Source organism: Roseovarius salincola (genome assembly GCF_026891095.1).
Classification (GTDB): Bacteria; Pseudomonadota; Alphaproteobacteria; order Rhodobacterales; family Rhodobacteraceae; genus Roseovarius; species Roseovarius salincola.
In genome coordinates this window covers 90976-117882 of record NZ_JAPTNL010000002.1, presented here as the reverse complement: position 1 = coordinate 117882, position 26907 = coordinate 90976, and the positions used below count along the sequence as shown (strand labels likewise).

Sequence of the window (26907 nt, the reverse complement as noted above, 5' to 3'; positions counted from 1 at the left end):
GCGGGTTCCTTGCGGTTCGGTTGCAATCTGTTCTTCGCGCGTCGCGATCTGACGCGTCATCCTGAGTATGCACACACGAATCTTACCGATCTTTGGCCGAAAAGGGGCACAAAAAAGATCAACCTTCCGTTAACCCGCCTCAATTGTGGCAACATAGAGACCACGGGTGCAGCTTGTTGCATTGGTGGCACGGCTTGCGTACCGTTTGCTTGATTTCTCGGCAGAATCCGAGAATTCCCTTCCGAAACCAGCTTTTGACGCGTAGTTTTCAATAAAGCTAATTAAACGTCATCAAATTCGAGAGTCCGGCATGAAACGTATTATCACCCTATTCGCCGCTCTGCTCATGGCACCGCTGATGAGCCTTACCGCAAACGCTCAGGACAGCTACCGGATCAAGCCGGGCGATGTCGTGCGCGTCGAGGTACTTGAGGATTCAAGCATCAACCGGGATACCCTTGTGCTGCCCGATGGCCGCATCTCGCTTCCGATGGCCGGAACCGTCACGGCAGGCGGTCGCACGATCGAGCAGGTCCGCAGCGAAGTCAGCAGCAAGCTGGCTCCGAACTTCGCGGCCGACCCGACGGTGTTCGTGACCCTGAGCAGTCTTGCGGCACCCAAGGCATCGAGCGCTGCCGCGGCCCCGCCGACAGACACGATCTACGTTCTGGGCGAAGTTGCCAGCCCCGGCGCTGTCAAGCTGGAGCAGGGCACAACCCTGTTGCAGGCACTGGCGGCGGTTGGCGGGTTCTCGAAATTCGCCGCAACAAAACGCATTCAACTGCGCCGCACGGACAAGTCGCGTGCCGAGCGGATTTACAACGTCAACTATGACGCAATTCTTCAAGGCAAGACCAGCATCGGCACGACTGTCCTCGCTTCGGGCGACGTGATCATCGTGCCGCAAAGACGACTCTTTGAATAACCCTGTTTTCGAGGGGGCAGTGTTGAAAAAAACGAGATTAGTCCAGGCCGTGGTCTCAGGCGGACTCGCCTGTGCCGTTGTGCCTGCGGTCGCGCAGGATGCAGCGACTGGGATGCGCGTGATATTGGGCGTCGATCAGGAAATCGAGGCCGGCGATAACCTGGCGCTCGAGAACCCCGAGGAGGGGACGACCGCGCTGTCGACGACCACCCTGTCGCTGGGTCTTCTGTCGGAAACCAGCACCCAGACGCTTGCCTTCGGCATCGCGGGAAAGCTGCGGTTCGGAGAGATTCCAAGCAATAGCGATATCAGCAGCGGGTTCGTCGAGCCCAGTGCGAACCTGTCCTATTCGCGCGAGGGCGCCAATTCGCGTCTGTCGGTATCGGGCGACTACAGGGAAACCGACGCAGCGTTCTTCGAGCCCCTTTCAAGTTTTGCCGATGAAACCGGCCAGATCGTGCTGCCTACGAATTTCGAGGATCAGCGCAATACCGGGACGCGGCAGAACTACAGTTTCAGCACGCAGGTTGAGACCGGAATCGACGCGCCCGTGGGTTTCGTCTTTGACGCCAGCGTTGGCGGGGTCACATATTCGGATGGCGCCGGGGCCACCAATGACGACTCGTTCCGTTACGCTTACGGGATCGAATCCCGGTTGCGCCTTTCGCCGGTCTCGACAGCTTTTGTCGGCTATGATTTCAGCCATTATGAAGCCGACGACATCGCAGATACAGAGCGTGATACCAATGCCCTCGAAGTCGGCATCCTGCAGCAACTTTCGGAGCGTGCCACACTCGAGGCCGCGATCGGATATAGCGAGACTGACGAGGAAGAATTCGGCATCACCGACAAGGAAGACGGCCTGATCGGTCGTGTTGTCTATGACCTGGAAATGCCGAACGGTTCTCTCAACACGTCCTACCGGGTCACACGCGATCAGAGCGGCGCCCGCCAGTTCGTTCGCGTTGGCCGCGCGTTGGATCTGCCCCTTGGTGCGCTGAGCTTCAATATCGGCGCGACGCAAAAGGAAAGCGGGGATCCCAAGCTGATCGGTGGAATCAACTGGCAACGTGATCTGCCCACCGGTCGTATCACCTTAAGTGCGACCCGCGATGTATCCGTCAATGAAGATGACGATGAGCGAATCACCACCACGGCGAATTTTGGCTATGTGTATGATATCAATGCCGTTTCAAGCCTCGGCTTTGATGCGTCCTTTGGCCTCTCGGAAGACGAGGCGACGTCGAACGACACCCGGCGCACGGATCTGACCGCCAGCTACAATTATGCACTGACGCCCGATTGGTCGCTCAGGACCGGAGTCGCCTATCGCGTTCGCGACGAGGACCTTATCGGCACTTCGGACTCGACGTCTGTCTTTGTGCGCATCGGGCGCGACTTCACCCTGTTCCGGTGATACGCCCCATCTGCGCCAGCCGGACACAGCGGCAATGAAGCGCCGCGACTTGCCATCGCCGACGCGACCTGATTATCGGTTGGTATGATGCGCATCCTGTCCCATATGGGCCGCTGGCCATTGGCGCTTGTGCTGCTGATCCTGCCTTGCGTCTGTGTCGAGCTGGCGCTGCAGGGGGCGGATCACGGTCTGTGGGGCGAGCCGCGCTGGCGTGCGCTGGCCTACCAGTTCGGCGCGTTCTGGCCCGGCCTTCTGTCGGGATGGCGACCAAACTTCGGCGCACAGCCTTGGCTTATGTTCATGTCATATGCGTTCCTGCATGGTGGGCTGGTGCATCTGCTTGTCAACATGATCACGCTCGTATCTCTTGGCGGCGCAGTGATCGCCCAAGTCGGACAGCGGCGTTTCCTGGTGATCTACGCTGGTGCCAGCATTCTGGGTGGTGCTGTCTTTGCTCTGCTTGCGTCAAGCGGGTTTCGCCCCATGGTGGGTGCGTCGGGCGCGCTTTTCGGGCTGGCCGGTGCACTGATCGTCTGGAACAGCCTTTTTACCATTCGCCGGCGTCCCGGGTTCATGCGGGCAGCAGCGACGATCGCTTGGCCGCTGGGAATTCTGACGGTGCTCAATATCCTGATGTATGTCGGAACCGATGGTGCGGTCGCTTGGGAGACCCACCTGGGCGGTTTCCTGGCTGGCGCCGTGATCGCGCTGCCAATGTCCTCGCGCGGAGGTGGCCGACGCGCGTAGCGACCACCTCGCCTGATCTATTCCGTGGCGGGCGCGGTCAGCCCAGCGGCTGCGTTTGCGACATCGGCGCGGGTGACAAGGCCTGAATCGTCGACGACCACGTCGTGTCCCATGCCGAGCGCGACGCGCAGATCAATATAGGCCAGTGCCAGATCCCGCAGCGTGCGCGCCAGGGTGAAGCGGGCTGATGACAGTGAGCGTTCGCGGTCGATCACGTCGAGGACCGTGGCGTCGCCACCCTCCACGATCAGGCGCCGAGACAGGTTCAGGGACCGTTCGTTGAGGTTGACGAGTTCGCGGGCGGAACCGACCGATTGTCTGGCCGCCTTCAGAGCGGCCAAAGCGTTCTCGACCTCTTCCACCGCGCCCAGAACAGCCTTGCGCCATTGCAGATAGGCTTGCTGTGCGCGCGACTCGGCGGCATCCTCCGAGGCCGCAAGCGCTGGCTGCGAGAAGACCGGCACTGTCAGACCGGCGACAAGGCTCTCGTTCCAGGACCCGCTTTTGAGCGGTGCCGTGACCAGCCCGCTCAGAGTCAGGCTGGGATAGCGGGAGGCTTGAGCCACGCCCATATCCGAGACTGCGGCGGCATAGCGCCGCTCGGCGACGCGGATGTCGGGCCGGGCGCGCAGCAGATCCGCCGGGACACCGGTCTCTGCGCCACCAATCGGGCGCGGCTGCTGCCCCTTGTAGCCAAGGTCGATGCCTAGTTGCCCGACCGGCTGGCCCAGAAGCGTCGAGATACGATTGCGCTGCCGAATGATCTCGGCCTCGGTGCCTGGCATTTCGGCCTGCGTTTCCGATATCAGCGCGCGCGCCCGCAATACGTCAAGCTGTGTTGCGGCGCCGGCGTCAAGCTGGGTTTGAAGATCGCGCAGGGTACGTCGCCGCGAAGCCAGATCCTGCTGGCGGGTTTCGTAGCTGCGCTGCAAAAAGCGCATTTGCACATAGGTCTTGCTAAGCTCCGACAACAGCAGGCGGCGGGCTTCGCCCTCGCCCAGCCGGGCGGCTTCAAGACGCTGGCGTGCCGCGCGACTGGCCCATTGAGTTCGCCCTGCCAGGCCGATCTCGGCCTCCAGTTCGGCCGAACCCGTATTCGCGCCATTGGTATTTCCGCGCCCCGTGAGCGAGCCGTCACCAGTCGGGGTGACGCTGTCGCGCCGCAGCAATGCCTCGGCTTCCCCAACCCGTTCGCGCGCCTCGGCGACGCTCAGGTTGCCCTGCATGCCCGCGCCGACCAGCTGATTGAGAACGGGATCACTGAAATCGCGCCACCAATAGAGATCGCTGCTGCTGGCCTTGCTGACCGGGGCCAACAGCGAATAGCGGTCGGGCAGCTCCATTTCCGGATGCTTGTAGAGCGGGCCGACCGTGCAGGCCGACAAAAACAGCCCCGCGCAAACGTATAGAAAAATACGCATTGAAATATGCTCGTTCTCTGCCTCTCGGGCCCCTTATCCGCACATGTTTTCATGTGTCATTATTGGCCCATCCGGAAATCCTAGCAGAATCCGGTCAAATTTTCCAGAGCCGCGGGGATCAGTGACATGTTCGGTTCGAGTGTTGCGCTTTTGCGTCACGCCACGGCAAGCCTATTCCCGGAACGCCCGGTTGAAAAACCCTGCCATCGGCTCGATCAGGTAAACCAGCGGAGAGCGCGCGCCGGTCTGGATGAAGGATTGCACCGGCATCCCGGGTAGCAGGCTGTGACCCTGCAGCTTTTCAATTTCGTCGCTGTTTGGCAGGATCTCGACGGAATAATAGGGCTGGCCGGTCGCCTGATCCTGCAAGGCATCGGCCGAGATGCGCTGCACCTGACCCTTGAGCTCAGGGATCTTGCGTTGATCGAAGGCCGAAAACTGAAGCGAAGCCTCCTGGCCTGCATAGACTTCGTCGATGTTGATCGTGTCGACGCGGGCCGACACCACAAGTGGCTGATCCTGCGGAACGATATACATCAGCGGCTCGGCGGCCTGCACCACCGATTGCACCGCAAAGACCTGAAGTCCGTAAACGATACCATCCACCGGCGCGCGGATGTCGAGCCGCGATATCGTTTCGTGCAGGCTGTTGCGGCGCGCGATCAGCTCGATCTCGCGGAACTCCAGGTCGCGCAGGCGTGAGACGGCATTCTCGCGGCGCTGCGTCTTGAGTTGTAAAAGAGCAATGCCGTTGCTTGCCTTCTGCCCACGCAGTTCCGCCATTTCCGCCTCGATCCGTCCGACCTGTCCCTTCAACCCGGCAAGTTCACGCATCAGGTCACTGACCCTTGCGGCGCGAGTCAGGTTCTGGGTCAGTAGTTCGCGTTCGGATACAAGATCGGTATCGACCAGCGCCACCTGTTCGTTAAGCGCATCAAGCTGCGCCTTCAGCCCACCGATCCGGTTCTCGATCTGCCGGTTCTGCTCGTTCAAAAGGCTGATTTCCTGCTCTAGTGATTCCTTGCGGGACTGGAACAGGGTCCGCTCGCCTTGCATGAGATTGGCGATTATGGGCGCGTCATTGGCGGCGGCCACAAGATCGGGGTCGAACGAGATCACCTCGGCATCATCGCGTTCGGTCTGAAGGCGCGACTTGCGTACCGACAATTCGCGCAGCTGGCCTTCGATAATGCTCAGTTCATTGCGCTGGCGGCGCCCGTCAAGCCGGATCAGGATATCGCCCTTTTCGACCCGGTCACTGTCTTTGACCAGTATCTCACCCACGACACCGCCTTCGGGGTGCTGGATAACCTGCCGGTTGGATTCAACAGTGACCTGGCCCGGTGCCACGACGGCCCCCGACAATTCGGCGCGCACTGCCCAGAAACCAAGCCCACCGACCAAGGCGATCAGCGCGAGAATTCCCGCCATCAGCGGCAAGGTGCCGCTCCAGTTCGGGTCCTTGTCTTCGGAGGCCTCGCTCACATCGCCACCTTGTTTGATGTCGCCGTGGCAAGGCGCGGCTTGCGCGGGTCCATCACGGTCTTTTCAAGCACCTCGTCGCGCGGCCCAAAGGCCAGCACGTTGCCCTTGTCCAATACCATCAGCAGATCGCATTCGGCGATCGCGGTGGGCCGGTGAGTCATCACGATCACCGACTTGTTCTTTTCCTTGAAGCTTTTCACGGTCTGGTTCAGCGCGTCCGAGCCTTCGGCATCCAGCATCGAGTTGGGTTCGTCCAGGATCAGCAACACGGGTTCGCCGTAAAGCGCGCGGGCAAGGGCGATCCTCTGTCGTTGCCCGCCTGACAGCATGTTCTCGTTACCGTCCAGATAGGTGTCATAGCCATTGGGCAATTGCATGATCATGTCATGCGCATTGGCCTGTTTCGCCGCGGCCACGACGCCTTTGGCATCCGTTTCCAGCGTCATGCGCCGGATATTCTCGGCGATGGTGCCGCCGAACAGGCTGACGGTTTGGGGCAGATAGCCGATATGAGCGCCCAGATGCATGGGATCGTATTGATCCAGGGTCGCCCCGCCCAGACGCACCTCGCCCGCGGCCGGTGGCCAGTAGCCGGACAGCACCCGCGCCAGTGTCGATTTGCCCGAGCCGCTTTTGCCGATCACGCCAAGCGCCTGGCCCGGCTCGAGCAGGAAATTGACGTTGCGCACCGTGGGCCGCTTCGCCCTTGGTGGCACGATGGTCAGGGCCGACGCGCGCAGGCGCGCCTCGGGCACCGGCAGTTCGGTGCGCTCTTCCTGGAACGGCACCGAGGCAAGGAATTTCTCAAGCGTCTTCCAGCCCGCGCGGGCGCGTTGAAACACGGGCCAGTTGCCCATGGCCTGCTCAACCGGGGCCAGCGCGCGACCAAGAAGGATCGAACCGGCGATCATCGAGCCGGGGGTCAACTCTCCCTGGATCACGAAATAGGCGCCAAGGCCGAGGATCGCGGATTGCAGGAACAGCCGGAATGCCTTGGTGAGCGAGGTGAACACACCGGTCCAGTCATTGGCCCGCATGGTCTGTTTCAGTGCCAGGTTCCGCAGCCTCTTGTAGCGGGTTTGCAGGCTGTCACCGAGGCCTTGGCTCAACGCAACCTCGCTGGCCTCCTGCGCGTGTTCGGCAAAGGAATGCGCCCGCTGTGTCGCGATCTGCGACATGCGCACGCGATGTGCCGTTACGGTCTGGTTGAGCAGCGCCAGCACCACGATGATCAGCCCGCCGGCAACCGAAACCCAGCCCAAAACCGGATGGAAGATAAAGATCGCGGCGATGAAGATCGGCGTCCAGGGCATGTCCATGATCGCCAGCAGCACGGGTGAGACGAACAAGTTCTGAAGCGAGTCCAGATCGCGAAGCGCGGCGTTGCAGACAGGGCGGTCATGCGGGTTCTTGGAGCGTTGCAGCGTCGCATCGAAAAGGCGCGCATCCAGCACGCTTTGAAACCGCGCTCCGATCCGAGCCATCACGCGGCCACGCGCATAATCCAGCACCGCCATCAGTGCAAAGAGCATCGTCACCAGAAGGGACAGTGCGACGAGGGTCTCGATCGATTTTGAGGCAAGCACGCGATCATAGACCTGCAGCATGTAGAGCGGCCCGGTCAGCATGAGGAGGTTGACGAAGATCGAGAAGACGAAGGCCCAGAATAACAGTACGCGTCCCTTACCGCGCGCGACGCGCAATTCCTGAATTCCCGGCCTTTCGACACTTGACATAATTGTCCCGTCGCCTGTGCTATTTCATTTTTCTAAAACACGGATACTGAACGCAGTTAAAACAGAAACAGTTTATAAACCTGTATACGCTTTTCCGAAGCATGTTTCCAATTCGGGATCAACAAAATCATGCCGCTTTTGGGCAGTCAGCCGCATCGTTACCCCTTGCCCGTGGGCGCGAACCGCTTAATGGTTATGCAATGGCCCGTTTTCGTGCTTTCATCAACCGCTTTGACCCGCGCAAACCTCGTTTTGTCGCACCGGTCGCGCCTGATCGGCCATTTGTTGCCATTGGCGACATTCACGGGCGGCTGGATCTTCTGGAGGCCCTGCTTGCCAAGCTCGAGACCGAGGCGCCCAAGCTGCCACTGGTCTTTCTTGGCGATTACATCGACCGTGGACCCGACAGTGCCGGAGTTCTGAGAAAGCTGATGGCACTTGAACAGGAGGACCCGCGCGATGTGGTCTGCCTGATGGGTAACCACGAGACCATGATGCTGGAATTTCTGGACATGCCAGGGGCCAAATGGCCACTCTGGACCCGGAATGGCGGCAGCACGACTTTGCGCAGCTTCGGCCTCGATCCCGACAGCGGCGCGCCCGCCGACACCCGCGACCGTCTGCGTGAATGCGCCGGTCTTGCTCTGCTCGAATGGATCGACCAGCGCCCGCTGATCTGGCAAAGCGGCAATGTCGTGACCAGCCATGCAGGCGGCGATCCGACACGTCCGATCGAAGCCCATCGCGGGCACGGGCTGTTATGGGGGCACCCCAAGTTCTTCAGCACCCCCAGGCAGGACGGGCTGTGGATGGTGCACGGCCATTTCATCAGGGACAAACCCGAGATGAAGGATGGCAGGATCGGAATCGATACCGGGGCGGTTCACACCGGCCATCTGACCGCCGCGATCATCGAACCCGGATTCGTGCGCTTCGTCTCGACCTGATCGGATGGAGCCCGTCGCCCCGTCTCAGCCCATGTCGGCCAGCAGCGCGTGGTGGCGGGCGGTATAGTCCGCGCGCGCTTCCATGGGCGGGCGCAAAATGATCTCGAGTCCTTTGATCATCGACAGGTCGGGTTTGCCGAAAAAGCGGTCGGCTTCGGCTTCGGTAAAGCCCGCGATCCGTACCGCTTCCATCCAGGCGCTGATCCGGTCGGCCTTCTTGATCTGTTTCTTGACCTGTGCCGGGATCGCCGCAGGCAGGCCGAAGCGCAGATGGATGGCCGCCGAAAGACGCTTGTCCAATTCTTCATAACCCGGCCCGACCGCCGATTTCACCGGCGATATCATGTCGCCGATCACGTATTCCGGCGCGTCATGCAGCAGCGCGGCCAGTTTCCACTTGGCAGGCGCAGATGGGCTGAGGCGGGAAAAAAGGCATTCCACAAGCAGAGAGTGTTCCGCCACGGAATAGGCGTAGTCACCCGATGTCTGCCCGTTCCAGCGCGCGACAAAGGCAAGCCCATGGGCGATGTCCTCGATCTCGATATCCACAGGCGTCGGGTCAAGCAGATCGAGACGACGGCCTGAAAGCATCTTTTGCCATGCGCGAGGTTGTTTCATGGTCGTCGGATCGTCCTTGGGGGCAGTGAATTCGGTGGTGGCGTTGCCTAAATCAGGCGCCGGTGCTATCTGCACCTCGAAGTGTAGATTTGCAAGGAGCCACGCCGATGGCGAAGGACTATATCATCAAGGATATCAACCTGGCCGAGTACGGGCGCAAGGAACTGGATATCGCCGAGACCGAGATGCCCGGCCTGATGGCCCTGCGCGAGGAGTACGGCCAGAGCCAGCCGCTCAAGGGCGCGCGCATCGCCGGTTCCCTGCACATGACGATCCAGACCGCCGTGCTGATCGAGACGCTCACCGCGCTGGGCGCGCAGGTCCGCTGGGCGAGCTGCAACATCTTCTCGACGCAGGATCATGCCGCGGCCGCGATCGCTGCGGGCGGCACCCCGGTTTTCGCCATCAAGGGCGAGACGCTGGAGGAATACTGGGATTACTGCGATCGCATCTTCATGTTCGAGGAAGGCGGCGCGAACATGATCCTCGACGATGGCGGTGATGCCACGCTCTATGTTCTGATCGGTGCGCGCGTCGAAGAGGGCGAGGAAGACCTGATCGCCACCCCGACCAGCGAAGAGGAAGAGGCGCTTTTCGCGCAGATCCGCAAGCGCATGGCCGAAAGCCCCGGCTGGTTCGTGCGTCAGCGCCACATGATCCAGGGCGTGTCCGAGGAAACCACGACCGGCGTGCATCGTCTCTACAAGATGATGGAAAAAGGCCATCTGCCTTTCCCGGCGATCAATGTGAACGACAGCGTGACCAAGTCGAAATTCGACAATAAATACGGCTGCAAGGAATCGCTGGTCGATGGCATTCGCCGCGCCACCGACACGATGATGGCAGGCAAGGTCGCCGTGGTTTGCGGCTATGGCGACGTGGGCAAGGGCAGCGCGGCATCGCTGCGCGGTGCGGGCGCGCGCGTCAAGGTGACAGAAGTCGACCCGATCTGTGCGCTTCAGGCCGCGATGGACGGGTTCGAGGTGACCCGGCTTGAGGACGAAGTCGCCAGCGCGGACATTTTCATCACCACCACCGGCAACAAGGATGTCATCCGCATCGAGCATATGCGCGAGATGAAGGACATGGCGATCGTTGGCAATATCGGCCATTTCGACAACGAGATCCAGGTTGCGCATCTCAAGAACCACAAATGGACCAACATCAAGGAGCAGGTGGACATGATCGAGATGCCCTCGGGCAACCGCATGATCCTGCTGTCCGAAGGCCGTCTGCTGAACCTCGGCAACGCCACGGGGCACCCGAGTTTCGTGATGTCGGCCTCCTTCACCAACCAGGTCCTGGCGCAGATCGAGCTGTGGCAGCGGGGCGATCAATACGAGAACGAAGTCTACATCCTGCCCAAGCATCTTGATGAAAAGGTCGCCCGCCTGCACCTGGAGCGCATCGGCGTCAAGCTGACGGAACTGAGCGCCGATCAGGCCGACTATATCGGCGTGAAACCCGATGGCCCGTTCAAGCCCGAGCATTACAGGTATTAAGCGACCGGTCACGGCGCACGACAGATGTTTCAACAGGCCCCGGCAGCAACGCCGGGGCCTTTTCTTTGCGCCTGCGGCAGGGGAGCGCGGGCAAAGTTTTCCCTTTGTGGGCTGTGAAACAGCCGCTACCATTGAAAACGGCGCCTAAACGGGGCTTTGGTATTAAAACGGATATCCGGCAAACGGGCCGGACTGGTGGGAGAGACAGTATGGGAAAGCGTGACGATCTGATTGCGCAATATGCCGACGATTTGCGCAACAAGTGTGGCATGGAGCCGGATATGAACCTTCTGAGGAAGGTGACCATCGGATGCGGCCCCGCGATCTACAATGCAGATGCTTCGACTGTGGCCGCGACCCAGCAAAGCGAACTGGAAACCGTCAAGGAAAACTTCCTGATCAAGAAACTGGGGCTGGCGGATGGTCCGCAACTGATGGATGCGATCAATCAGGTCATGGACACCTATGGTCGCTCCGAACGGAACAAGTATCGCGCCGTGGTGTATTACATGCTGACCAAGCATTTCGGGAAAGAATCTGTTTACAGCTGAACCACCGGCAAGTGACGGATCGACGCCCGCCTTCTCTGGCGGGCGTTTCTCATTTGAAGGGTATTCTAGGCATTCCGGGTTTGGCACCGGGCGCGCGTTTCGCTAGTGTCACGACAACAGGCCAGTAGGCCGAGACCTTTTTCCAGATACACGTGTGGTGCCAAGGGAGCACGTGGGGTGACGGAGGGTGTCGGCAAACGGCTGGCATCCTCCGTTTTCATGATGGCTCAGCCATCTATTCCCGCCATCTCGCAGACGAGGCGCCATTCCCTTTCGCTGACCGGCTGAACCGACAGGCGAGAGTTATTCACCAATACCATATCGGAAAGCCGCGGGTCGGCCTTGATCATCTGCAGCGTGACCGGAGTTCTGGCGGGTGCGATCGCCTTGATGTCGACGCATTCCCAACGGTCATCATCGGTGGTGCTGTCGGGGTGGGCCTTGGCGATGACTTCGACGATACCGACCACGGCCTTTTCCTTCTGGCTGTGGTAAAAGAACCCGCGATCACCAATTTCCATCTCGCGCATGAAATTGCGGGCCTGGTAATTGCGCACGCCGTCCCACTCCTCCCCAGCGTCACCCTTTGCGACCTGATCGTCCCAGCTCCAGGTGGAGGGTTCGGATTTGAACAGCCAGTAACGCATCGCTCAAATTACCTTCTTCCATTCGATCAGTTCGACAGAGTCGAACAATCCGGCCTTGGCGTAGGGGTCATTCGCGGCCCAGTCCTGCGCCTGTGCCATGTCCACGACATCGAGGATCACAAGCGATCCAGCCATGGCCCCGGCATCATCCAGCAGCGGACCGGCCTGCGCGACGGTCCCGGTCGCCTTGATATAGGCCAGATGCGCCTCGCGGTTGTCCAGACGGGTTTGCAGGGCGCCGGGCTTGTCTCGGGCAATCAGGGCAATCAGCATCATTCTTCCTTCAATGGGCGTGACAAAAGCATATCCATAGCCTGATCAACCTGCAATTCACCATTGATCAGGGCGGTAATCGCGCGGGTAACGGGCATGTCGATTCCGAGTTCCGCAGCCCGGTGCGTAACAGCGCGCGCTGTGGCGGCTCCTTCCACGGTAACGGAGGGATCGAAACTTTCATTTCGACCCAAACTCAGGCCAAAACGCGTGTTTCTGGACTGCTCCGACGTGCAGGTGAGCACAAGATCACCAAAGCCCGAAAGGCCCGACAACGTCTCGGGCCGGGCTCCGACAGCGGCCGCCATTCGTGACATTTCGGCGAAGCCGCGCGTCATCAGCGCCGCGCGGGCGCTTTCGCCAAGCCCGGCACCCATGACCACACCGCTGCCGATCGCCATGACGTTCTTGAGCGCGCCACCCAGCTCCGCGCCGCTGGTGTCCGTGGTGCGATAGAGGCGCAGATTGGCCGTGCTGAGCGCGCTCTGAAGCGCCTCTCCTGCGCTGTCATGGGCACATGCCAGCGTCAGCGCAGTGGGCAACCCGCGCGCGATATCGGCGGCAAAGGACGGGCCGGTCAGGATCGCCGATGTCGTGTCGGGCAGCATTTCGGCAATGATCCGGGTCGGTCCCAGACCGGTCGTCAGCTCCATCCCCTTGCAACAGGCCACAAGATGCCCTTGCGACAGGGCAGCCCCATGCGTTTCGAGCGCGCCGCGAAGGCGCTGCATGGGCACGGACAAAAGAACGACCTGTCCTTGAGATACAGTCTCTAATTCAGCCGAAATCTTGATATTATCAGGCAGATCGACACCCGGCAGACGGCGTGCGTTCTGTCGGGCCGCGCGCATCTCGTCGACATGCTTGGGATCGCGTGCCCAAAGTTTGACGGGACCGTTGCGCGACAGGGATATGGCCAGGGCGGTGCCAAATGCGCCTGCGCCCAGTATCGTGATCATGCCTTTGCCCCTTTCTTTCCGCTGCCCAGAAGCGCCGGACCGGACCGGTCGAGCGGCCAGCGCGGGCGGGCGGCGAGTGTCATGTCATCGCGATGTCCCGCGCGCAAAAGCTCGGCGCCTGCATAGGCGATCATCGCCGCGTTGTCGGTGCACAGGGCCAGCGGCGGTGCGACGAATGCGGTCTGCGCCGCGTCGGCGGCTGCCTCCAGCGCCGCGCGAATAGCGCCATTCGCCGCAACCCCCCCTGCCACGGCAAAGGCGGACGTGGCAGGTGCTTCGCCGAGATATATCGCAAGGGCACGGCGGGTTTTCTCGGCCAGAACATCGGCCACAGCAGCCTGAAACCCGGCGCAGAGATCGGCACGGTCCTGACGCGTCAGGCCACCTTGCGCGTCCATGAGCACATCGCGCGCCCGCAACAGGGCCGTCTTGAGCCCGGAAAAGGACATGTCGCAACCGGGTCTGTCCAGCAACGGCCTTGGAAAGCGGAATCGCTCGGGGTCGCCCTGCAACGCCTCGCGCTCGACCGAGGGACCGCCGGGTTGCGCCAACCCCAAAAGGCGCGCGGTCTTGTCGAAGGCCTCGCCGGGCGCATCGTCGATCGTGCCGCCAAGACGGCTGAAATCCCCGCAGCCGCGCACGATCAGAAACTGGCAATGCCCGCCCGAGACCAGCAGCATGAGATAGGGATAGGCGATCCCGTCCGTGAGCCGCGGTGTCAATGCATGGCCGGCAAGGTGGTTCACACCGATCAGCGGCAAACTGGCGCCCGCGGCGATGCCCTTGGCGCACATGACTCCCGAAAGCACGCCGCCGATCAGCCCAGGCCCTGCCGTGACAGCGACCGCGTCGATCTGTGAAAGGGTGGTTTCCGCCTTCGTCAGAGCCGCTTTGACGCAGATATCAAGCTTTTCCGCATGAGCGCGGGCGGCGATCTCGGGGACGATCCCGCCATAGGCGGCATGCAGATCGTTCTGCCCATGAACGATTGAAGACAAGATCGTGGGTGTCTCTCCGTCAAGGCGCAGAACGGCGGCTGCCGTATCGTCGCAGCTGCTTTCAAGGCCGAGGATGGTAAGGCTGGTGCGCATGGGCCGCCCGTTGCGTGTTGCTCCACTGGCAGGTATCACCGGATGAATATGCAAACAACTGTGGACAGCTCATGGCGCCGACGATCCTGATCACCCGGCCCGGTCGCGTTGGCGCGGAATTCGCCGAACGGCTTGAGGCGCAGCTGGATGGTGACGTGACTGTGGTTTTGTCTCCGCTCATGCGGATCGAGCATTGCGGCGCGCTGCCTCAGATGGCGGGATATCGCACGCTGATTTTCACCTCCCGACACGGTGTAGAAGCATATGTGGCCAAGGGTGGGCGCTGCGATCTGCCCGCCTTCGGGGTGGGCGAGGCCACCGCGCAGGCTGCCCGCGAGGCCGGGATGAATGTGACCGCGTGCGGCGGCGACGCAAGGGATCTGATCGCGCAGCTTCTGTCGGCAGGCGTCACCGCACCTTGCCTTCATCTGCGCGGGACACATGCCGCCAGCGATATCGCGACTTTGCTGAGTTCGGCGGGATTAGAGACTGATGAAGCCGTGATCTACCGGCAATTACCCGAGCCCCTAACGCAAGTGGCTCGCACCATTCTGGCGGGGGCCGAGCCGGTTTTGGTGCCGCTCTTCTCGCCGCGCAGCGCCCGCCTGTTCTTTGGCCAGGCATGTGGCGCCGCGCCGCTTCTGGTTGCTGCGATCAGCAGGAACGCCGCCGCCGCGGTGCCGGATGACCGGGTCGCCGCAATCGAGATCGCGCACGCGCCCTCAGCGGATGCGATGCTGGACGCAATAAAGAAGCTACTGGACAAGACCAAGCGGCTTGAGGGTGGAAACACGGCAAAGTAAGGTCGTGAAGTATGCGCCGTATGGCAGGATTCGAAAGGGTGGTTGAGAGTGGCTGACAGGAAGAGCTCCGAAGACAAGTCGGAATCCGAAGACAAGTCGGAAGATGTTACCGATCCAACGACCGATCCGAAGATTGCTGAGTCCGCAGAGACGACCCGGTCAGATTCTACAGCCGACTCCGATGACGACCGCGATCAGCCGACAGATAGCGAGAAGCAAAGCCCCGCCGAAACCGACGGCGAGGCCGACACGTCTGAGGCAGGCGCGACTGATTTCGTCGCAGATGCCAGCCAACCGGGCAATCCTGACGATGATCGCGACACCGACCCGGCACAGGCCATGCCGGAGGCATCGCAACCTGTACCGGTGGAACAGGTCATCGTGCACAAGGGTGGATTCGTCCCGACGCTTCTTGGCGGTGTCGCCGCAGCCGCGATCGGCTTTGGTGCTGCGCAATACATGTCCGGCGGATGGCCATTCGCGGCAGTCACGGATGACGGGGCGGATCAGGCGCTGAGCCAGCAGCTCGATACGCAATCAGCGCAGATCGAAGATCTGCAGGGGCGTCTGGATGCGCTGGGCGATGGCCCCGACCTTGGCGGACTGGAAGAAACCCAGGCGGGTCAGGCGGCGGCGATAGAAACGGTTTCGCAGCGCTTGAATGATGCCACGACCCGGCTCGACGAGCTGGAAACGCGTCTTGGCGAGGTTGAAAACCGCCCCTCGGGCGAGGGCGCGTCTCAGGCCATTGCCTCGGATATCGAGGCCGAGCTGAACGCATTGCGCGAGTCGGTTGCGCAACAAGGCGACGAGATCACCCGCATGGTCGAGGACGCTCGCACGATGGAAGAGAACGCCGAACAGACAGCCCGGGGCGCGATGCAGAGGGCAGCGCTTACGCGGATTCAGACCGCACTGGATGCCGGAACCGGGTTTGATGCGGCCCTGGCCGATCTGGAATCCTCAGGTGTGAACGTTCCAGAGGCGCTGACACAGGTTGCACAAGACGGCGTCGCCTCGCTGGCCCGCCTTCAGGACCGCTTTCCCGACGCGGCCCGTCGGGCATTGGCCGTTTCGCGCCGGGTCACCGGGGAAGATGGCAGCGGTTTCGGTAGCTTTCTGCGCACGCAGCTTGGGGCGCGCTCGCTTGAACCGCGCGAGGGCGACGACCCCGACGCCGTTCTGTCGCGCGCCGAGGCCGCCACGCGCGAGGGGCGCCTGAAAGACGCGCTGGCCGAGATCGAAACACTGCCCGAAGAGGGGCGCGCGGAGTTGGCAGGCTGGTCAGAGGATGCCAAGCGCCGCCTCGCGGCCGTCGCTGCTGCAGAGGCGCTCGCCCAGGATATGAATTGAAACCGAAAGGGCATGCATGATGCTGTGGTCGATCATCAAGATTGTTGTTTTTATCGCCCTGGTTGCGGGCGCGACCTTCGGAGCAGCCCATCTGCTCGAGATGGAGGGCGGTGTTCGGATCGTCATGGCGGGCCAGGAGTTCAACCTGACGCCGCTCAAGGCGGTGATCGCGCTTGTTCTTCTGGTGATCGCGATATGGCTTCTTTTGAAATTGGCTGCTTTCCTGATCGCCTTGCTGAAATTCATCAATGGCGATGAAACGGCGATTTCGCGGTATTTCGACCGGAACCGCCAGGAGAAAGGTTACCGCGCTCTGACCGATGGATTGATGGCTCTGGCATCGGGCGAGGGCGAGCAGGCCATGTCCAAGGCCAACAAGGCCGAGAAATATCTGCGCAAACCCGAGCTGACCAACCTGATTACGGCACAGGCCGCCGAGATGGCGGGCGACGGCAAGCGCGCCGAGAAGGTCTACAAGAAGCTTCTCAAGGACGAACGCACACGGTTTGTCGGGGTGCGCGGCCTGATGAAGCAGAAGCTCTCGGCAGGGGATACCGAAACCGCCCTGCGGCTGGCTCAGACGGCCTTTTCGCTCAAGCCCAGACACCAGGAGGTTCAGGATACGCTGCTGCAGCTACAGGCGCAGCAGGAAGACTGGAAAGGCGCGCGCGAAACCCTCAAGGCGAAGCTGAAATATGGCGCCTTGCCGCGCGATGTGCACAAGCGGCGCGATGCGGTTCTGGCGCTGTCCGAGGCCCGCGGCGTGCTGGACGAGGGCAACGATATTGCTGCCCGCGAAGCTGCCATCGAAGCGAACCGCCAGTCGCCCGATCTGATCCCGGCGGCCGTCATGGCCGCGCGCGGCTATATCGAGCAGGGGGCCAAGCGCCATGCGATACGGGTCATCAAGAAGGCATGGGAGGCCCAGCCGCATCCCGACCTTGCCGCGGTCTTTGCCAAACTCGAACCTGATGAAAGCCCCGAGCAGCGCCTCAAGCGCTTTGGCAAACTGCTCAAGCTGCAGCCGGATCACCGTGAGACCCGCCTGCTGGAAGCCGAGCTTCACCTTGCGGCCGAGGATTTCCCAGGGGCTCGGCGCGCGCTGGGCGACATGGTAGAAAACGATCCGGACGCACGCGTTCTGACCATCATGGCAGCGGTCGAGCGTGGCGAAGGCGCGTCGGACGCCGTGGTCAAGGGATGGCTGGCGCGCGCCCTTTCGGCACCGCGCGGCCCGCAATGGGTATGCGAGAACTGCCACCATATTCACGCCGAATGGGTGCCCGCCTGCGAGAACTGTCATGCCTTCGATACGCTATCCTGGACCAGCCCGCCGTCAACTGCCATGTCCACTTCGACCGGGATCGAGATGCTGCCGCTGATCGTCGGCGCGCTCGAGGATCGCCGCGATGACACGGACTTGGAGGAGACAGATCAGGACCAGGACGACGATATCGTGGACGCGACGCCAGTCACACAAAGTGGTACCGGCCCCGACAGGGAATCATCAGAAAAATAGCTCTTCCCCCCCGCGTGGGGCGGTGCTATAGGGCCGCGTCACGGGGCCGGTGTAGCTCAGCTGGTAGAGCACGTCATTCGTAATGATGGGGTCGTAGGTTCGAGTCCTATCACCGGCACCACAGCCTTTTTCAGGATATGTTGTCCGGCGCGGGTCGGGATCGTGCCGCGTCGTTCACGAGATGGTCGAATGCACCGGCGGGTGCTGTTTCGCTTTCTCCAGCACGACGATCGAATCGTAAATGTGGATCGCGGCGCAGGACCCTGCGATCTCGGGGTGCCGCATGTCGTCTTCGTGATACCAATGGTGCATGTCGTCCACGATGTCGCGGACATAGGTAAAGAAATTCGACGCCGTCCCGAGCCCGCCACCGAACTCTGTCCAGTAGGCCGTGTGAAGATCCTCGATCAGATAGATGCCATTGTTGTTGAGAAGCGGAAACAGGGCATCCAGCGAGGCTTTGAGATCGTTCATGCGATGGCTGCCGTCATCGATGATGATATCCACACCGCCCATCTCTGCGATCACCGATCTTAGAAATGCCGGGTCGTTCTGCGAGCCGATGCGCACCTGGCCGTCGATACCGTCATACTGGCGGCAGTCCTCGTCTATGTCGATTCCGTAGATGGTCGCGTCCGGGCCAAGGAACTTGCGCCAAATGGCAAGAGAGCCGCCCTTTGACACACCGATTTCCAGCAGCCTTGGCGCATGCCCGCGGAAAGGGGTGAAATAGCGGTCATAGATCGGAATGTAATGGTGCCACTTGTGGACCAGATGTCCCGAATGCTGCGAATAGATCGTCAGAAGATCGCCATCGTAATCGTATTTCCGGTGTATATCTTCAAGGACGCTCGGGCCGTCGAATGCGAATTCATCGATGCCGCGCGGCGCGTACCTTGTGATTTTCCAACCACCCAGAACGCGGCGCTGAATGCGCCGCAGCCATTGCACGAAGGGGGTCCTTTGGTCTGGCAAGTTGAATGTCCCTGGATCAGCCGGGCAGGCACCTACGTGCTAGCCCGGCCCGAAGAGCATGCGCAAGTGAATAATGATTTCCTTCAACCGGGCCGGACACGATCATTTCAACTTTAAACGTCAAAGGTTCGGTAATCTCTTTCCTGCTATACCGTCCATTGGGTGAGTTGAAAGGTGGTAGGATGAGCGCGCCGGGCGAAAACGCCGCGCCAGTTATCATCAAAAGGAAGAAGGTCGTTGTCGGCGGGGGCCACCATGGTGGTGCCTGGAAGGTCGCCATGGCATTTTCCTTTAGCCTTTGGTGCTTTTGCACCGGTTTCAATATCCGCCCCTTCAAGAGGCGGCGCAGGCCCCGTTCTGGCGCTTGCGGGTGCCGGTGTGTCACGCGGCCCCGCGCCATCCGCTTTCGAATGCCTGCCCAGCATGGTCTCCAAATGCTAATCGTCTCCTAAGCCCGACGGACAAGTTGGGCCGAATTAGAGACAAATACCTCACGCCCGCTTTTCGACGTTATGCGCCATCGTGCCATCGATCGTGCGTCGCTTCCCGGTCTCGTCATATGTCGCGAGCGAGCGCCTTACCTGGCGGATCGCGGCCATCCGGCTTGCCACCCGCCGGATGCCCTCAAGCGCACCATCCAACAGCACCTGATTGCGCTGCACCTTCTGTTGAAGGCCGGCAAGATCGGGCTCACGCGTGCCCTCGAGCGCATTGAATCTGTCGATCAGCCGCTCCTTTTGCGTCAGCAAGCTGCCGATGGTTTCCAGATCGCCCGCCAGCAGCGCGGCGCGCTCGGTTTCAAGTAGCTTGTCCAGCCGGTCGATCAGGGTCTGCATGTCATCCTGCGTCATCATGGGTCTCCGTTATTGCGCGATAGAAGCTCTCGGCCAGGCCGATTCCACCGCTTGCCGCCATCCGTTCGGCGATGGCCTGCCGGTGAAACGAGGCGAACTGATCCTCGCCCGGCCCGCCCGAAAAGCTGTTCGTCTGTTCGCCAAAGCCGGCGGATTTCAGCATTTCGGCCAGAAAACCCGCTTCAAGCCGTTCTGCCACCTCGCGTGCCGCCGATGGTGCCAAGGGGGTGGGCCGTGGCGCAACGTATGGGGCGATTGGTAAAGAATCCGTCACTGTTTCACCTCGAATTGAAGATACACATCCCCATTTCACGGCATTTGGGTAAAGAAGTAGTAACCGGCATCTGCGACCTTCCCGAGTATTGGAATGATCGCCGGAGAAGCCGATGATGTTTGTTCAGACAAGCGCGCCGCACGTGATGTCCGAAATGACCCTGCGGCTGGCCATTGATGGCAGCATTGCGCCAGATGGCGCGCCCGTGTCCGGTTTTCAGGCGGTGTTCGACGCGCTGGAAACCACGCGCAAGGGCGGCCCATCTCTGGCGGTGCCCGGGGATCTGGCCGACGCATTGCCCGCGGATGCCCCGCCCTCAGATGAGGTCCCTTCGGACGCGGTGATCTCCGATGATGCGTCTGCGCGCGATATGGCGGTCGAATCTGAAAGCGTCCCGCAAGCCACGCTCATGCCCCGGTTGGCGCCGGAAGCGGCGCCGCATCCCGGCCCTGAACCTGTGCGCGACAGCGCTCCGGAACCGGCGCAGGCCGACCCCGAAGCCATGCAAGGCACGCCCATACCGACGCAGAACATCGCGCATGCCGCGCCGCGCGCGCCCGGGCGCGACATGCCCGAACCCATGCAGCGGCCGGTATCGGGCCGCGCCCATTTCACGGGCACTGGACAAGCGGACAACAGGACGGCCACGCCGCCGCCATCGCCAATGCCGGCCTCCGATACCGGCACCCGTGCCAGCGTGCCGCCCGATCCGCCCGATCGGTTGAACCCTCCCGCAACGACGCCCGAGCGCGCCGCGCCCCCGATGGTGGCATTTCAGCGCGCTGCCCCCGCAGATGAGAACATCGCAGCCGACCTGCGCGCCAAGGCCGCGCGCGCCACCGTCAGCGCGGCAGAGCCCGATCCCGGAAAATCGCCCCGACAGGGCGCACATGCCGTGACGGATGGGGATCAGCCCGCACCCGCGCCTATCGCTCCGGGCGCGCAGCCTGTGCCCCGGCCGCAGGCGCAAACCCGGCCGCAGGCGCAAGGCCTGCCGCAGGCGCTGGCTCAGCCACGGCCGCAGGTGGCGCCTGATACCCGCGCCGACCCGCGCGACCCTGTGGCGGTTCCGTCTGCGCCGACGTCAGTGCCCGGCGCGCCAAGCGATCCGGTCATCACCCCCCTGGCGCGTAGCGAAACGCCAAGGTCCGCACCCCGTCATGCCCCGCGATCCATTGATGCCTTGCCGCCGTCGCGTGCCTATGCCGTGCCCGCGTCTGCGCCGCCTTCCCCCCTTCACGCGATAGAGGCCGTGCAAATCGACTCTTTGGACGTACCAATGAGATTCGTCTCTGATTCAGGGCAGAACGGCGATACGCGCCTTGCTGCTGACGGTCTGGCGTCGCTGCGCGCCAGCGTCGAAATCCTGCAACATCCCGACCTGCCGCGCCATGTCGCCACACAGCTCAGTGCCGCTGTGCAGCGGGCCATCCCCTTTGCGGGGGCCATGGGCGGTGGTGCTGGCGGCGGCATGGCCGGCACGGCTGTCGGCGGTGGCGAACAGGCCATCGAACTGACGCTGAACCCGGCCGAACTTGGCCGGGTGCGCATCAGCATGACACCCGGCGACGGGGCGATCACCGTCACCGTGATCGCCGAACGTCCCGAGACGCTCGAATTGATGCGCCGCCATGCGGACATGCTGGCGCAGGATTTCCGCCATCTCGGCTTGGGCAGCACCGAATTCGCCTTCGGGCGCAACCCCGGGCAACCGGGCGGCACCGGCACGCCGGATCGCGCGGCCAACCCCGAGGATCCGCCCCCGCCCACGGTTGCGGCGGCCCCTGCGCCCACCGCGCTGGGGATCGCTGCGGATCGCGTTGATATCAGACTCTGAAAGGGCATCATCATGGTAGAACCGACCTCCCCCATACCTCCCGCCGCCAGCCCGCCGCCCGCGTCCGCGCCGCCTTCAGCGCCAGACGAAAGGCCCGTGCTCAGTTCGGATTTCGAAACCTTTCTCAAGATGCTGACCGCGCAGATGCGCAATCAGGATCCGCTCAATCCGGTCGAATCTGCAGATTTCGCTGTCCAGCTGGCAACCTTCTCGACAGTCGAACAGCAGGTGCGCACCAATGATCTTCTGGAATCGCTTGGCGCGCGTGTCGGGGCTCTGGGCATGTCGCAACTGGCTGGCTGGGTCGGGATGGAGGCCCGCGCCGTGACCCCTGTCGAATTCGACGGCACCCCGCTGACCCTGACACTGCGGGCCGATCCGCTGGCCGATTCCGCGCAGATCGTGGTGCGCGACACCAAGGGCGACATCGTGCAGCGGCTCGATGCGCAGGCCGAAACCGGGCCGGTGCAATGGGCCGGGGTCGGCGGCAACGGCGCGCCGCTGCCCTCCGGGCGCTACGACATCACGCTGGAATCATATCGTGCCGGCGATCTGCTGGGCGCACATCCCGCCGAGCTTCATGGACGGATCGTGGAGGCGCGCAACGATGGCGACCAGATCACCCTGATCTTCCAGGGGGGCGAAGAGGTGGCCTCGGGCGAAATCCTCGGGCTGCGCGAACCACAGGGCTGAGCGCCCTTGCCTCGCCTGTCGCGGTGGCCTAGCGTCCGGCGATTCGCAGACGAACCGCAGGTTCCACCCCGGCCATGACCGATTCAGACGACCTTCCGCCCGAAACGCTGGCCCCGGCGCTGGCCGCCGAAGGCATAGTGCCGCCAGACTCCACCTGGACGGCGCTGGAGGGCGGGCGCACCAACCGGCTCTGGCGGGTCTCGCGCCCATCGGGTGGCCTGGTCGTGGTCAAGCTTTACAGACATGCTGCGCCCAACCCGCTGTTTCCCAACGATCCGGCGGTGGAACTGCGCCTGCTGCGCCATCTTTCGGGCCACGGCATTGCGCCGCACCCCCTGTATTTCGGCGAAACCCCGGCGGGGCCATGCCTTGTCTATGCCCATCTGCAAGGAGCGCCCTGGACGCGCGGCGCCTACATGGCGGCCGCGCTGCTCAAGCGCCTGCATGCCATCGCGCCGCCACCGGGCCTGCGTAACGCCCCGGATGGCAGCCTTGCGCTTGGCGAACAGACCGCGGCGATCCTGGCGCGCTGCGATTCCCACGCCGCCCGCGCCACCCGTTCGCTGATGCCTCGCCACGAGGTGCCCGCACTTGGCCGCGCCACCCTGCTGCACGGCGACCCGGTCGCCGCCAACATGGTGGTCGGCGAAACCGGCGCACGGCTGATCGACTGGCAATGCCCCGCCATTGGCGACCCTTGCGAGGATATCGCTCTGTTCCTTTCGCCCGCCATGCAGCTCAGCTATCGCGGCGCGCCGCTGGACACGGCCGAGCACGCCGCCTTCCTCGCCAGCTACCGCGACCCCGCCATCATCGCGCGCTACCGGCGGCTGGCGCCGTGGTATCACTGGCGGATGCTGGCCTATTGCCTCTGGCGCCACGAAGGCGGCGACACCGGCGCGCGCGCTGCCGCCGATGCCGAACAGGCCGCCCTGATCGCAATGGACCCCGCCTGATCCGGTCTGGGTGTATGGCGCGCTGCTCTCCGGGGGATGAGATTTCCGCTCCCGGATACCTCAAAGGTAGAGTTTGAGGGCTTACGTTTGAGCGAAAGTTGTGCAATACTTCCCATAACCCCGTTCGGGGGAGTCCCAGTCAGCCAATGTTGGAGAGTATCATGAAGACATTTTCGACCCTCGCCGCAGCCGCAGCCATCGCCTTGACCACCGCAGCCCCGGTCGCCGCCGAAGGGCCCGACAACAGCGTGAATCCCGATCCCTTCGTGTCAAGCCAAGGCGTCCTTGCCGGCGGATTGCTCGGCGGCATGGGAACGGCCGGCCTCGTGGCTGTCGGCCTGGCCCTGACCGTCATCACCGTTGCCGCCGTCGATTCCAGCGGCGACACCTGATCGCAGGCTTGGTGCCGCACCGTCGCAAGGCGGTGTGGCGCAGCCGCCCTGCAAGGCCCTGATCTCTGCCGCACCGCCTCAGCGCAACGCGTTCAGCACCGCATAGCCATTGCTTGGCCCGACCCACTGGCGCGACTGCAACACGCGACCGCTGGCCGCATCCACCATATAGCTGTTCTCGAACTGCCAGTCGCTCATGCGGCAGGTCTCGTGCATCTCGATCACCGGGCGCGCCACGATCTCGCCGATGGTCAGGCGCCGCGCATCACCCCGTGTCACGCTGCAATCGGCTGTCATCTCGATGATCTGGTTCTCGCCATTCATGTATCGCTGAACGCGCCGCGCCGCGCCGTCCTCGCGTGCAGAAATCAGCCGCGCGCTTTCAGCCACATCCGCGGACATCAGGTCATGCCCAAGCCCCCTTGTGCCGCTCAGCATCCCCTGCATCAGCGTCAGGGTCCGGCGATCCGGTGCCGCGAATGTCTCATGCGCGCCATTCACCTCGATCCGCTCGACGATGGTGATCACCCTGTGGTCGGCCAGCGTCAACAGCACCAGAGGCCGCTCACTCGCCGCAAGCGAACCCGTGATCGCCGCGTTCAGCTGCGCCGCATCGGGGGGCGATGCCTGCGGACGGGGCTTGAACAGCCCCTTTACGATGGCCAGCGTGCTCGCGCTGTCCTCCTTGCCGCTGCTGCATCCCGCCATCAGCGCCCCGGCCAGGCCAAGGGCCAGGATCCGCACTAACCGTGTCTTCATCGCCAGAACTTCCCCCAGCTTTTGGCCATTTCGGGCCGGTGGGTGTCGCGGATGTTCTCGTAAAGACGGTCATCCACATGAAGCCGCGCGCCGCCATCGCGCGACAGCGATCGGATCACCAGATCCGAGCGCCTGCGCGTCGGCTGCCCGACGCCCCAGGACAGCGGGATCGTGATCCTGATGCCCTTGTCGAACGAGCCTTCGCCAAAGGCGGTGGCGGATACGTCGGTCTTGGTCGCATAGGCGCCGATGCGCCAACCATTGGCGAACACCCGGTCCAGTGAAACCGTCGCGCCCCAGTCCCCGGCAAGATAGCGCCCGACATCGAGCTGCCCGTGAAACCCGTTCTGGAAATCGTAATAGGCCGAGATATGCCCGTTCACTTCCGGGATCGTGCCGGTGCGGGTCCTGTGGCTGCGCGTGCCGAACAACTGATCGAAATCGCGCGGCACCACGTAATTGACCTCGGCGCCCAGTGCCAGACGGCTGCCGACAGGCTTCCACAACAGCTCGCCTGACGCCCCGGCATACATCTTTTCAAGATAGCCCAGTGTGATCCGGCTATAGAGATCCTTACCCGGTCGCCCGTAATGCGCCAGCGTCAGGTGGTCGAGCGTGGGGTCGTTCGTCGCCGAATAGCGCCCCACATTCGAGCGCACCCTCGGCAGCTTGGTCGGCACGGTCCTGACATCGTCCAGATCGCCGAACAGCTTGACCGAAACCGCGCCCGAGGCCCGCCAGCCCGGCGCGATATGATAATCCGCTTTCAATGCGATACCGCCATTGGCGCGCACCGGGCTGTCCGGGTCAAAGACGCTGAAACGCAGGAACGGCCCCACCGACCAGTCGAATCGCGGATAGGTTTCGCGCAGCGACAGCGGCTTGCCACCGATGCTCAAAGGGTCGCTGAAGGTTGCGGCGGCCAGGATTTCGTCGGCAGAGCGGTGCTCCAACCGCTCCAGATCGCTGCGCCGCAGGGTCACGGCGCTCGTCGGTATGCCCTGTTCGACCTGCGTGATCGTCAGCATCTCGATCGAGGCGGGCAGGGTGCGGGTCAGCACCCGCGCGGTGCGCCCCACCGCCTGTGCGCGGATGTCATAGCGCGGATTGCGGATCGCCACATGGGCGCTGGTGGCGTCATGTGTAAACCCCTGGAGGACCAGCCCTTCCGTCCTGAGGCCGCTGGCGACCGACTCGCGCAGCCTGGCGGTTCCCGCCGCGCCGCCGCTGGTCCAGCCAAGATCGCGCGCGGCCCCCGCTGCGCGCGGCGCGACAGGCATCGGCGCGGCTTCGGCCCCGCCAGTGACCACGGGCTTGCGGGCATTGAGCGACAAGGTCGCGCTCACGCCCAGCTCGCTGCCATTGAGCGAATAGGCGCTCAGGCGGAATGCCTCGCTGACCTTGTAATCCAGCCCGACATTCCAGGGCGATTTGTGGCGGGTAATGCCGTCGCGGACTTCGCGCTCATAGCCATCCGAAGAATATTCCAGCTTCAGGTTGAGGCGCTCGCTCGCGGCATAGCTCAGCCCGGCGAACCCGGCCACATCGCCCCGGAACCAGCGGTCATGCGTCGGGATGCCGCCTTCGCCCAGCAGCGACGTTGGCCGCGTTCCCGTGTTGGCGAAGGCGCCATGGCTGCCCAGGCGGCCCCAGCCCAGCCCGCCCGTGAACCTGAGTCGCTTGCCGATGGCCTTTGTGGCGACGATATACTCGCCCCCGAACAGCCCCGTGCCGACGAAATCGCGCAGGCCCAGCGCCACTGCGGGCCGGGTGGCGGTTTCCTCCAGCAGACGGATGCGCAGATCGAAACTGCGGTCGTAATAGGTGTCATAGGGCGGGCGGCCCGGATCGGGCCGCAGCCCACGAATGGCCGAATAGCGGAACGAGGTGCTCAGCCAGCGGGTCGGCTGAAAGCTCAGCGTCGTCTTGGTGGTGCCGTCATAATGCGAAACCGTCGTCGAGATCTGCGCCTCCGGCGCCATCTCGGCGCTCGGCATGTCGATCAACCCGCCCGGCGCGCCGTAACTGTCGGTGACCGTCGTGGTCAGCCGCCCGCCCTGCGTCCCGGTGCCCGGCTCCTCTGCCAGCCCCGGCAAGGGCCACAGGGCCAGCGCGATCGCGGCGCTCCATCCACGGGAAAAACAGCTCACTCATCAACTCCGCCAGCAGGCAA

At 62.9% G+C, this 26907-nt stretch carries 26 protein-coding genes, 1 tRNA gene and 1 pseudogene; 15 read left to right on the top strand and 13 right to left on the bottom strand.

Annotated elements, in window-relative coordinates:
• Positions 1-310: 310 nt before the first annotated feature.
• From N5A93_RS03190 to N5A93_RS03180, 3 genes are all read left to right on the top strand, one after another.
• On the top strand, positions 311-925 hold the full coding sequence (locus tag N5A93_RS03190; RefSeq protein WP_268953615.1) for a polysaccharide biosynthesis/export family protein: 615 nt from the start codon (positions 311-313) through the stop codon (positions 923-925).
• Between the two features lie 112 nt (positions 926-1037).
• Positions 1038-2342: a hypothetical protein gene (locus tag N5A93_RS03185; RefSeq protein ID WP_268953614.1), complete on the top strand. Its 1305-nt coding sequence runs from the start codon at positions 1038-1040 to the stop codon at positions 2340-2342.
• An 84-nt stretch (positions 2343-2426) separates the two neighbouring features.
• The gene (locus N5A93_RS03180) at positions 2427-3089 is read left to right on the top strand and encodes a rhomboid family intramembrane serine protease (protein WP_268953613.1); all 663 of its coding nucleotides are present in this window, start codon (positions 2427-2429) and stop codon (positions 3087-3089) included.
• A gap of 17 nt (positions 3090-3106) precedes the next feature.
• Here the strand turns inward: N5A93_RS03180 and N5A93_RS03175 are convergent, their stop codons facing one another.
• The 3 genes from N5A93_RS03175 to N5A93_RS03165 form a co-directional block, all read right to left on the bottom strand.
• On the bottom strand, positions 3107-4510 hold the full coding sequence (locus tag N5A93_RS03175; RefSeq protein WP_268953612.1) for an efflux transporter outer membrane subunit: 1404 nt from the start codon (positions 4508-4510) through the stop codon (positions 3107-3109).
• Between the two features lie 171 nt (positions 4511-4681).
• Entirely contained in the window at positions 4682-5995 is a 1314-nt protein-coding gene (locus tag N5A93_RS03170; RefSeq protein ID WP_268953611.1) for an HlyD family type I secretion periplasmic adaptor subunit, read from the bottom strand.
• Complete coding sequence (locus N5A93_RS03165; RefSeq protein WP_268953610.1) at positions 5992-7731, bottom strand: type I secretion system permease/ATPase; 1740 nt, start codon at positions 7729-7731, stop codon at positions 5992-5994. Before N5A93_RS03165 ends, N5A93_RS03170 begins: the two co-directional genes overlap by 4 nt.
• Before the next feature lie 200 nt (positions 7732-7931).
• Here N5A93_RS03165 and N5A93_RS03160 point away from each other — a divergent pair, with 200 nt between their 5' ends.
• A complete protein-coding gene (locus N5A93_RS03160; protein ID WP_268953609.1) occupies positions 7932-8678 on the top strand; it encodes a metallophosphoesterase in 747 nt (248 codons plus the stop codon).
• A 24-nt stretch (positions 8679-8702) separates the two neighbouring features.
• Here N5A93_RS03160 and N5A93_RS03155 read toward each other — a convergent pair whose 3' ends face one another.
• Positions 8703-9296 carry an HD domain-containing protein gene (locus N5A93_RS03155; protein WP_268953608.1) on the bottom strand — a complete coding sequence of 198 codons (594 nt, stop codon included), beginning with the start codon at positions 9294-9296 and terminating at the stop codon, positions 8703-8705.
• Positions 9297-9403: 107 nt separating this feature from the next.
• On the opposite strand from N5A93_RS03155, the gene ahcY reads away from it, so the two are divergent.
• Both ahcY and N5A93_RS03145 read left to right on the top strand, forming a co-directional pair.
• Positions 9404-10798 carry an adenosylhomocysteinase gene (gene ahcY / locus N5A93_RS03150; RefSeq protein WP_268953607.1) on the top strand — a complete coding sequence of 465 codons (1395 nt, stop codon included), beginning with the start codon at positions 9404-9406 and terminating at the stop codon, positions 10796-10798.
• Positions 10799-11007: 209 nt separating this feature from the next.
• Positions 11008-11349, top strand: coding sequence for a DUF2853 family protein (locus tag N5A93_RS03145; RefSeq protein ID WP_268953606.1), 342 nt, complete (start codon positions 11008-11010; stop codon positions 11347-11349).
• Positions 11350-11576: 227 nt separating this feature from the next.
• On the opposite strand, the gene N5A93_RS03140 is transcribed toward N5A93_RS03145, so the two are convergent.
• Genes N5A93_RS03140 through tsaD form a run of 4 tightly spaced genes read right to left on the bottom strand, consistent with a single transcriptional unit; the run spans position 11577 to position 14319 of the window.
• On the bottom strand, positions 11577-11996 hold the full coding sequence (locus N5A93_RS03140; protein WP_268953605.1) for an EVE domain-containing protein: 420 nt from the start codon (positions 11994-11996) through the stop codon (positions 11577-11579).
• A gap of 3 nt (positions 11997-11999) precedes the next feature.
• A complete protein-coding gene (locus tag N5A93_RS03135) occupies positions 12000-12269 on the bottom strand; it encodes a YciI family protein (RefSeq protein ID WP_268953960.1) in 270 nt (89 codons plus the stop codon).
• Positions 12269-13228 (bottom strand): NAD(P)H-dependent glycerol-3-phosphate dehydrogenase, encoded by a 960-nt coding sequence (locus tag N5A93_RS03130; protein ID WP_268953604.1) that lies wholly within the window; start codon positions 13226-13228, stop codon positions 12269-12271. The genes N5A93_RS03135 and N5A93_RS03130 overlap by 1 nt, the downstream gene beginning before the upstream one ends.
• Entirely contained in the window at positions 13225-14319 is a 1095-nt protein-coding gene (tsaD, locus tag N5A93_RS03125) for a tRNA (adenosine(37)-N6)-threonylcarbamoyltransferase complex transferase subunit TsaD (protein WP_268953603.1), read from the bottom strand. The genes N5A93_RS03130 and tsaD overlap by 4 nt, the downstream gene beginning before the upstream one ends.
• Before the next feature lie 71 nt (positions 14320-14390).
• On the opposite strand from tsaD, the gene N5A93_RS03120 reads away from it, so the two are divergent.
• The 4 genes from N5A93_RS03120 to N5A93_RS03105 all read left to right on the top strand — a co-directional run bounded on the left by N5A93_RS03120 (position 14391) and on the right by N5A93_RS03105 (position 18115).
• Positions 14391-15122 carry a uroporphyrinogen-III synthase gene (locus N5A93_RS03120; RefSeq protein ID WP_268953602.1) on the top strand — a complete coding sequence of 244 codons (732 nt, stop codon included), beginning with the start codon at positions 14391-14393 and terminating at the stop codon, positions 15120-15122.
• Between the two features lie 48 nt (positions 15123-15170).
• Positions 15171-16475 carry a COG4223 family protein gene (locus N5A93_RS03115; protein WP_268953601.1) on the top strand — a complete coding sequence of 435 codons (1305 nt, stop codon included), beginning with the start codon at positions 15171-15173 and terminating at the stop codon, positions 16473-16475.
• A gap of 19 nt (positions 16476-16494) precedes the next feature.
• The gene (locus N5A93_RS03110; protein WP_268953959.1) at positions 16495-17994 is read left to right on the top strand and encodes a heme biosynthesis protein HemY; all 1500 of its coding nucleotides are present in this window, start codon (positions 16495-16497) and stop codon (positions 17992-17994) included.
• 45 nt (positions 17995-18039) lie between these two features.
• A tRNA-Thr gene (locus tag N5A93_RS03105) sits at positions 18040-18115 on the top strand.
• A gap of 53 nt (positions 18116-18168) precedes the next feature.
• Here N5A93_RS03105 and N5A93_RS03100 read toward each other — a convergent pair.
• Positions 18169-18969: a class I SAM-dependent methyltransferase gene (locus N5A93_RS03100; RefSeq protein ID WP_268953600.1), complete on the bottom strand. Its 801-nt coding sequence runs from the start codon at positions 18967-18969 to the stop codon at positions 18169-18171.
• A 182-nt stretch (positions 18970-19151) separates the two neighbouring features.
• Here N5A93_RS03100 and N5A93_RS03095 point away from each other — a divergent pair.
• Positions 19152-19271, top strand: a pseudogene (locus N5A93_RS03095) (chemotaxis protein MotB); the annotation flags it as partial.
• Positions 19272-19460: 189 nt separating this feature from the next.
• On the opposite strand, the gene flgN reads toward N5A93_RS03095, so the two are convergent.
• The gene (flgN, locus tag N5A93_RS03090; protein WP_268953599.1) at positions 19461-19820 is read right to left on the bottom strand and encodes a flagellar export chaperone FlgN; all 360 of its coding nucleotides are present in this window, start codon (positions 19818-19820) and stop codon (positions 19461-19463) included.
• Positions 19807-20046 carry a rod-binding protein gene (locus N5A93_RS03085; protein ID WP_268953598.1) on the bottom strand — a complete coding sequence of 80 codons (240 nt, stop codon included), beginning with the start codon at positions 20044-20046 and terminating at the stop codon, positions 19807-19809. Before N5A93_RS03085 ends, flgN begins: the two co-directional genes overlap by 14 nt.
• 166 nt (positions 20047-20212) lie before the next feature.
• Here N5A93_RS03085 and fliK point away from each other — a divergent pair, with 166 nt between their 5' ends.
• The 4 genes from fliK (at position 20213) to N5A93_RS03065 (ending at position 23975) form a co-directional block, all read left to right on the top strand.
• The gene (fliK, locus tag N5A93_RS03080) at positions 20213-21934 is read left to right on the top strand and encodes a flagellar hook-length control protein FliK (RefSeq protein WP_268953597.1); all 1722 of its coding nucleotides are present in this window, start codon (positions 20213-20215) and stop codon (positions 21932-21934) included.
• A 96-nt stretch (positions 21935-22030) separates the two neighbouring features.
• Positions 22031-22627 carry a flagellar hook capping FlgD N-terminal domain-containing protein gene (locus N5A93_RS03075; protein WP_268953596.1) on the top strand — a complete coding sequence of 199 codons (597 nt, stop codon included), beginning with the start codon at positions 22031-22033 and terminating at the stop codon, positions 22625-22627.
• Between the two features lie 74 nt (positions 22628-22701).
• Positions 22702-23583 (top strand): phosphotransferase family protein, encoded by an 882-nt coding sequence (locus N5A93_RS03070; RefSeq protein ID WP_268953595.1) that lies wholly within the window; start codon positions 22702-22704, stop codon positions 23581-23583.
• A gap of 161 nt (positions 23584-23744) precedes the next feature.
• The gene (locus tag N5A93_RS03065; protein ID WP_268953594.1) at positions 23745-23975 is read left to right on the top strand and encodes a hypothetical protein; all 231 of its coding nucleotides are present in this window, start codon (positions 23745-23747) and stop codon (positions 23973-23975) included.
• Positions 23976-24053: 78 nt separating this feature from the next.
• Here the strand turns inward: N5A93_RS03065 and N5A93_RS03060 are convergent, their stop codons facing one another.
• Both N5A93_RS03060 and N5A93_RS03055 read right to left on the bottom strand, forming a co-directional pair.
• Positions 24054-24734: a YjbF family lipoprotein gene (locus N5A93_RS03060; RefSeq protein ID WP_268953593.1), complete on the bottom strand. Its 681-nt coding sequence runs from the start codon at positions 24732-24734 to the stop codon at positions 24054-24056.
• Entirely contained in the window at positions 24731-26884 is a 2154-nt protein-coding gene (locus N5A93_RS03055) for a YjbH domain-containing protein (RefSeq protein WP_268953592.1), read from the bottom strand. The genes N5A93_RS03060 and N5A93_RS03055 overlap by 4 nt, the downstream gene beginning before the upstream one ends.
• Positions 26885-26907 lie beyond the last annotated feature (23 nt).

Bases quoted from the DNA above. Each gene is read 5' to 3' on its own strand.
- N5A93_RS03070 (WP_268953595.1), top strand. From the start codon at position 22,702: ATGACCGATTCAGACGACCTTCCGCCCGAAACGCTGGCCCCGGCGCTG.
- N5A93_RS03185 (WP_268953614.1), top strand. From the start codon at position 1,038: ATGCGCGTGATATTGGGCGTCGATCAGGAAATCGAGGCCGGCGATAAC.
- N5A93_RS03145 (WP_268953606.1), top strand. From the start codon at position 11,008: ATGGGAAAGCGTGACGATCTGATTGCGCAATATGCCGACGATTTGCGC.
- N5A93_RS03120 (WP_268953602.1), top strand. From the start codon at position 14,391: ATGGCGCCGACGATCCTGATCACCCGGCCCGGTCGCGTTGGCGCGGAA.
- N5A93_RS03130 (WP_268953604.1), bottom strand. From the start codon at position 13,228: ATGATCACGATACTGGGCGCAGGCGCATTTGGCACCGCCCTGGCCATA.
- N5A93_RS03065 (WP_268953594.1), top strand. From the start codon at position 23,745: ATGAAGACATTTTCGACCCTCGCCGCAGCCGCAGCCATCGCCTTGACC.
- N5A93_RS03060 (WP_268953593.1), bottom strand. From the start codon at position 24,734: ATGAAGACACGGTTAGTGCGGATCCTGGCCCTTGGCCTGGCCGGGGCG.
- N5A93_RS03160 (WP_268953609.1), top strand. From the start codon at position 7,932: ATGGCCCGTTTTCGTGCTTTCATCAACCGCTTTGACCCGCGCAAACCT.
- ahcY (WP_268953607.1), top strand. From the start codon at position 9,404: ATGGCGAAGGACTATATCATCAAGGATATCAACCTGGCCGAGTACGGG.
- N5A93_RS03180 (WP_268953613.1), top strand. From the start codon at position 2,427: ATGATGCGCATCCTGTCCCATATGGGCCGCTGGCCATTGGCGCTTGTG.
- N5A93_RS03175 (WP_268953612.1), bottom strand. From the start codon at position 4,510: ATGCGTATTTTTCTATACGTTTGCGCGGGGCTGTTTTTGTCGGCCTGC.
- flgN (WP_268953599.1), bottom strand. From the start codon at position 19,820: ATGACGCAGGATGACATGCAGACCCTGATCGACCGGCTGGACAAGCTA.
- N5A93_RS03140 (WP_268953605.1), bottom strand. From the start codon at position 11,996: ATGCGTTACTGGCTGTTCAAATCCGAACCCTCCACCTGGAGCTGGGAC.
- fliK (WP_268953597.1), top strand. From the start codon at position 20,213: ATGTTTGTTCAGACAAGCGCGCCGCACGTGATGTCCGAAATGACCCTG.
- N5A93_RS03190 (WP_268953615.1), top strand. From the start codon at position 311: ATGAAACGTATTATCACCCTATTCGCCGCTCTGCTCATGGCACCGCTG.
- N5A93_RS03135 (WP_268953960.1), bottom strand. From the start codon at position 12,269: ATGCTGATTGCCCTGATTGCCCGAGACAAGCCCGGCGCCCTGCAAACC.
- N5A93_RS03155 (WP_268953608.1), bottom strand. From the start codon at position 9,296: ATGAAACAACCTCGCGCATGGCAAAAGATGCTTTCAGGCCGTCGTCTC.
- N5A93_RS03165 (WP_268953610.1), bottom strand. From the start codon at position 7,731: ATGTCAAGTGTCGAAAGGCCGGGAATTCAGGAATTGCGCGTCGCGCGC.
- N5A93_RS03110 (WP_268953959.1), top strand. From the start codon at position 16,495: ATGCTGTGGTCGATCATCAAGATTGTTGTTTTTATCGCCCTGGTTGCG.
- tsaD (WP_268953603.1), bottom strand. From the start codon at position 14,319: ATGCGCACCAGCCTTACCATCCTCGGCCTTGAAAGCAGCTGCGACGAT.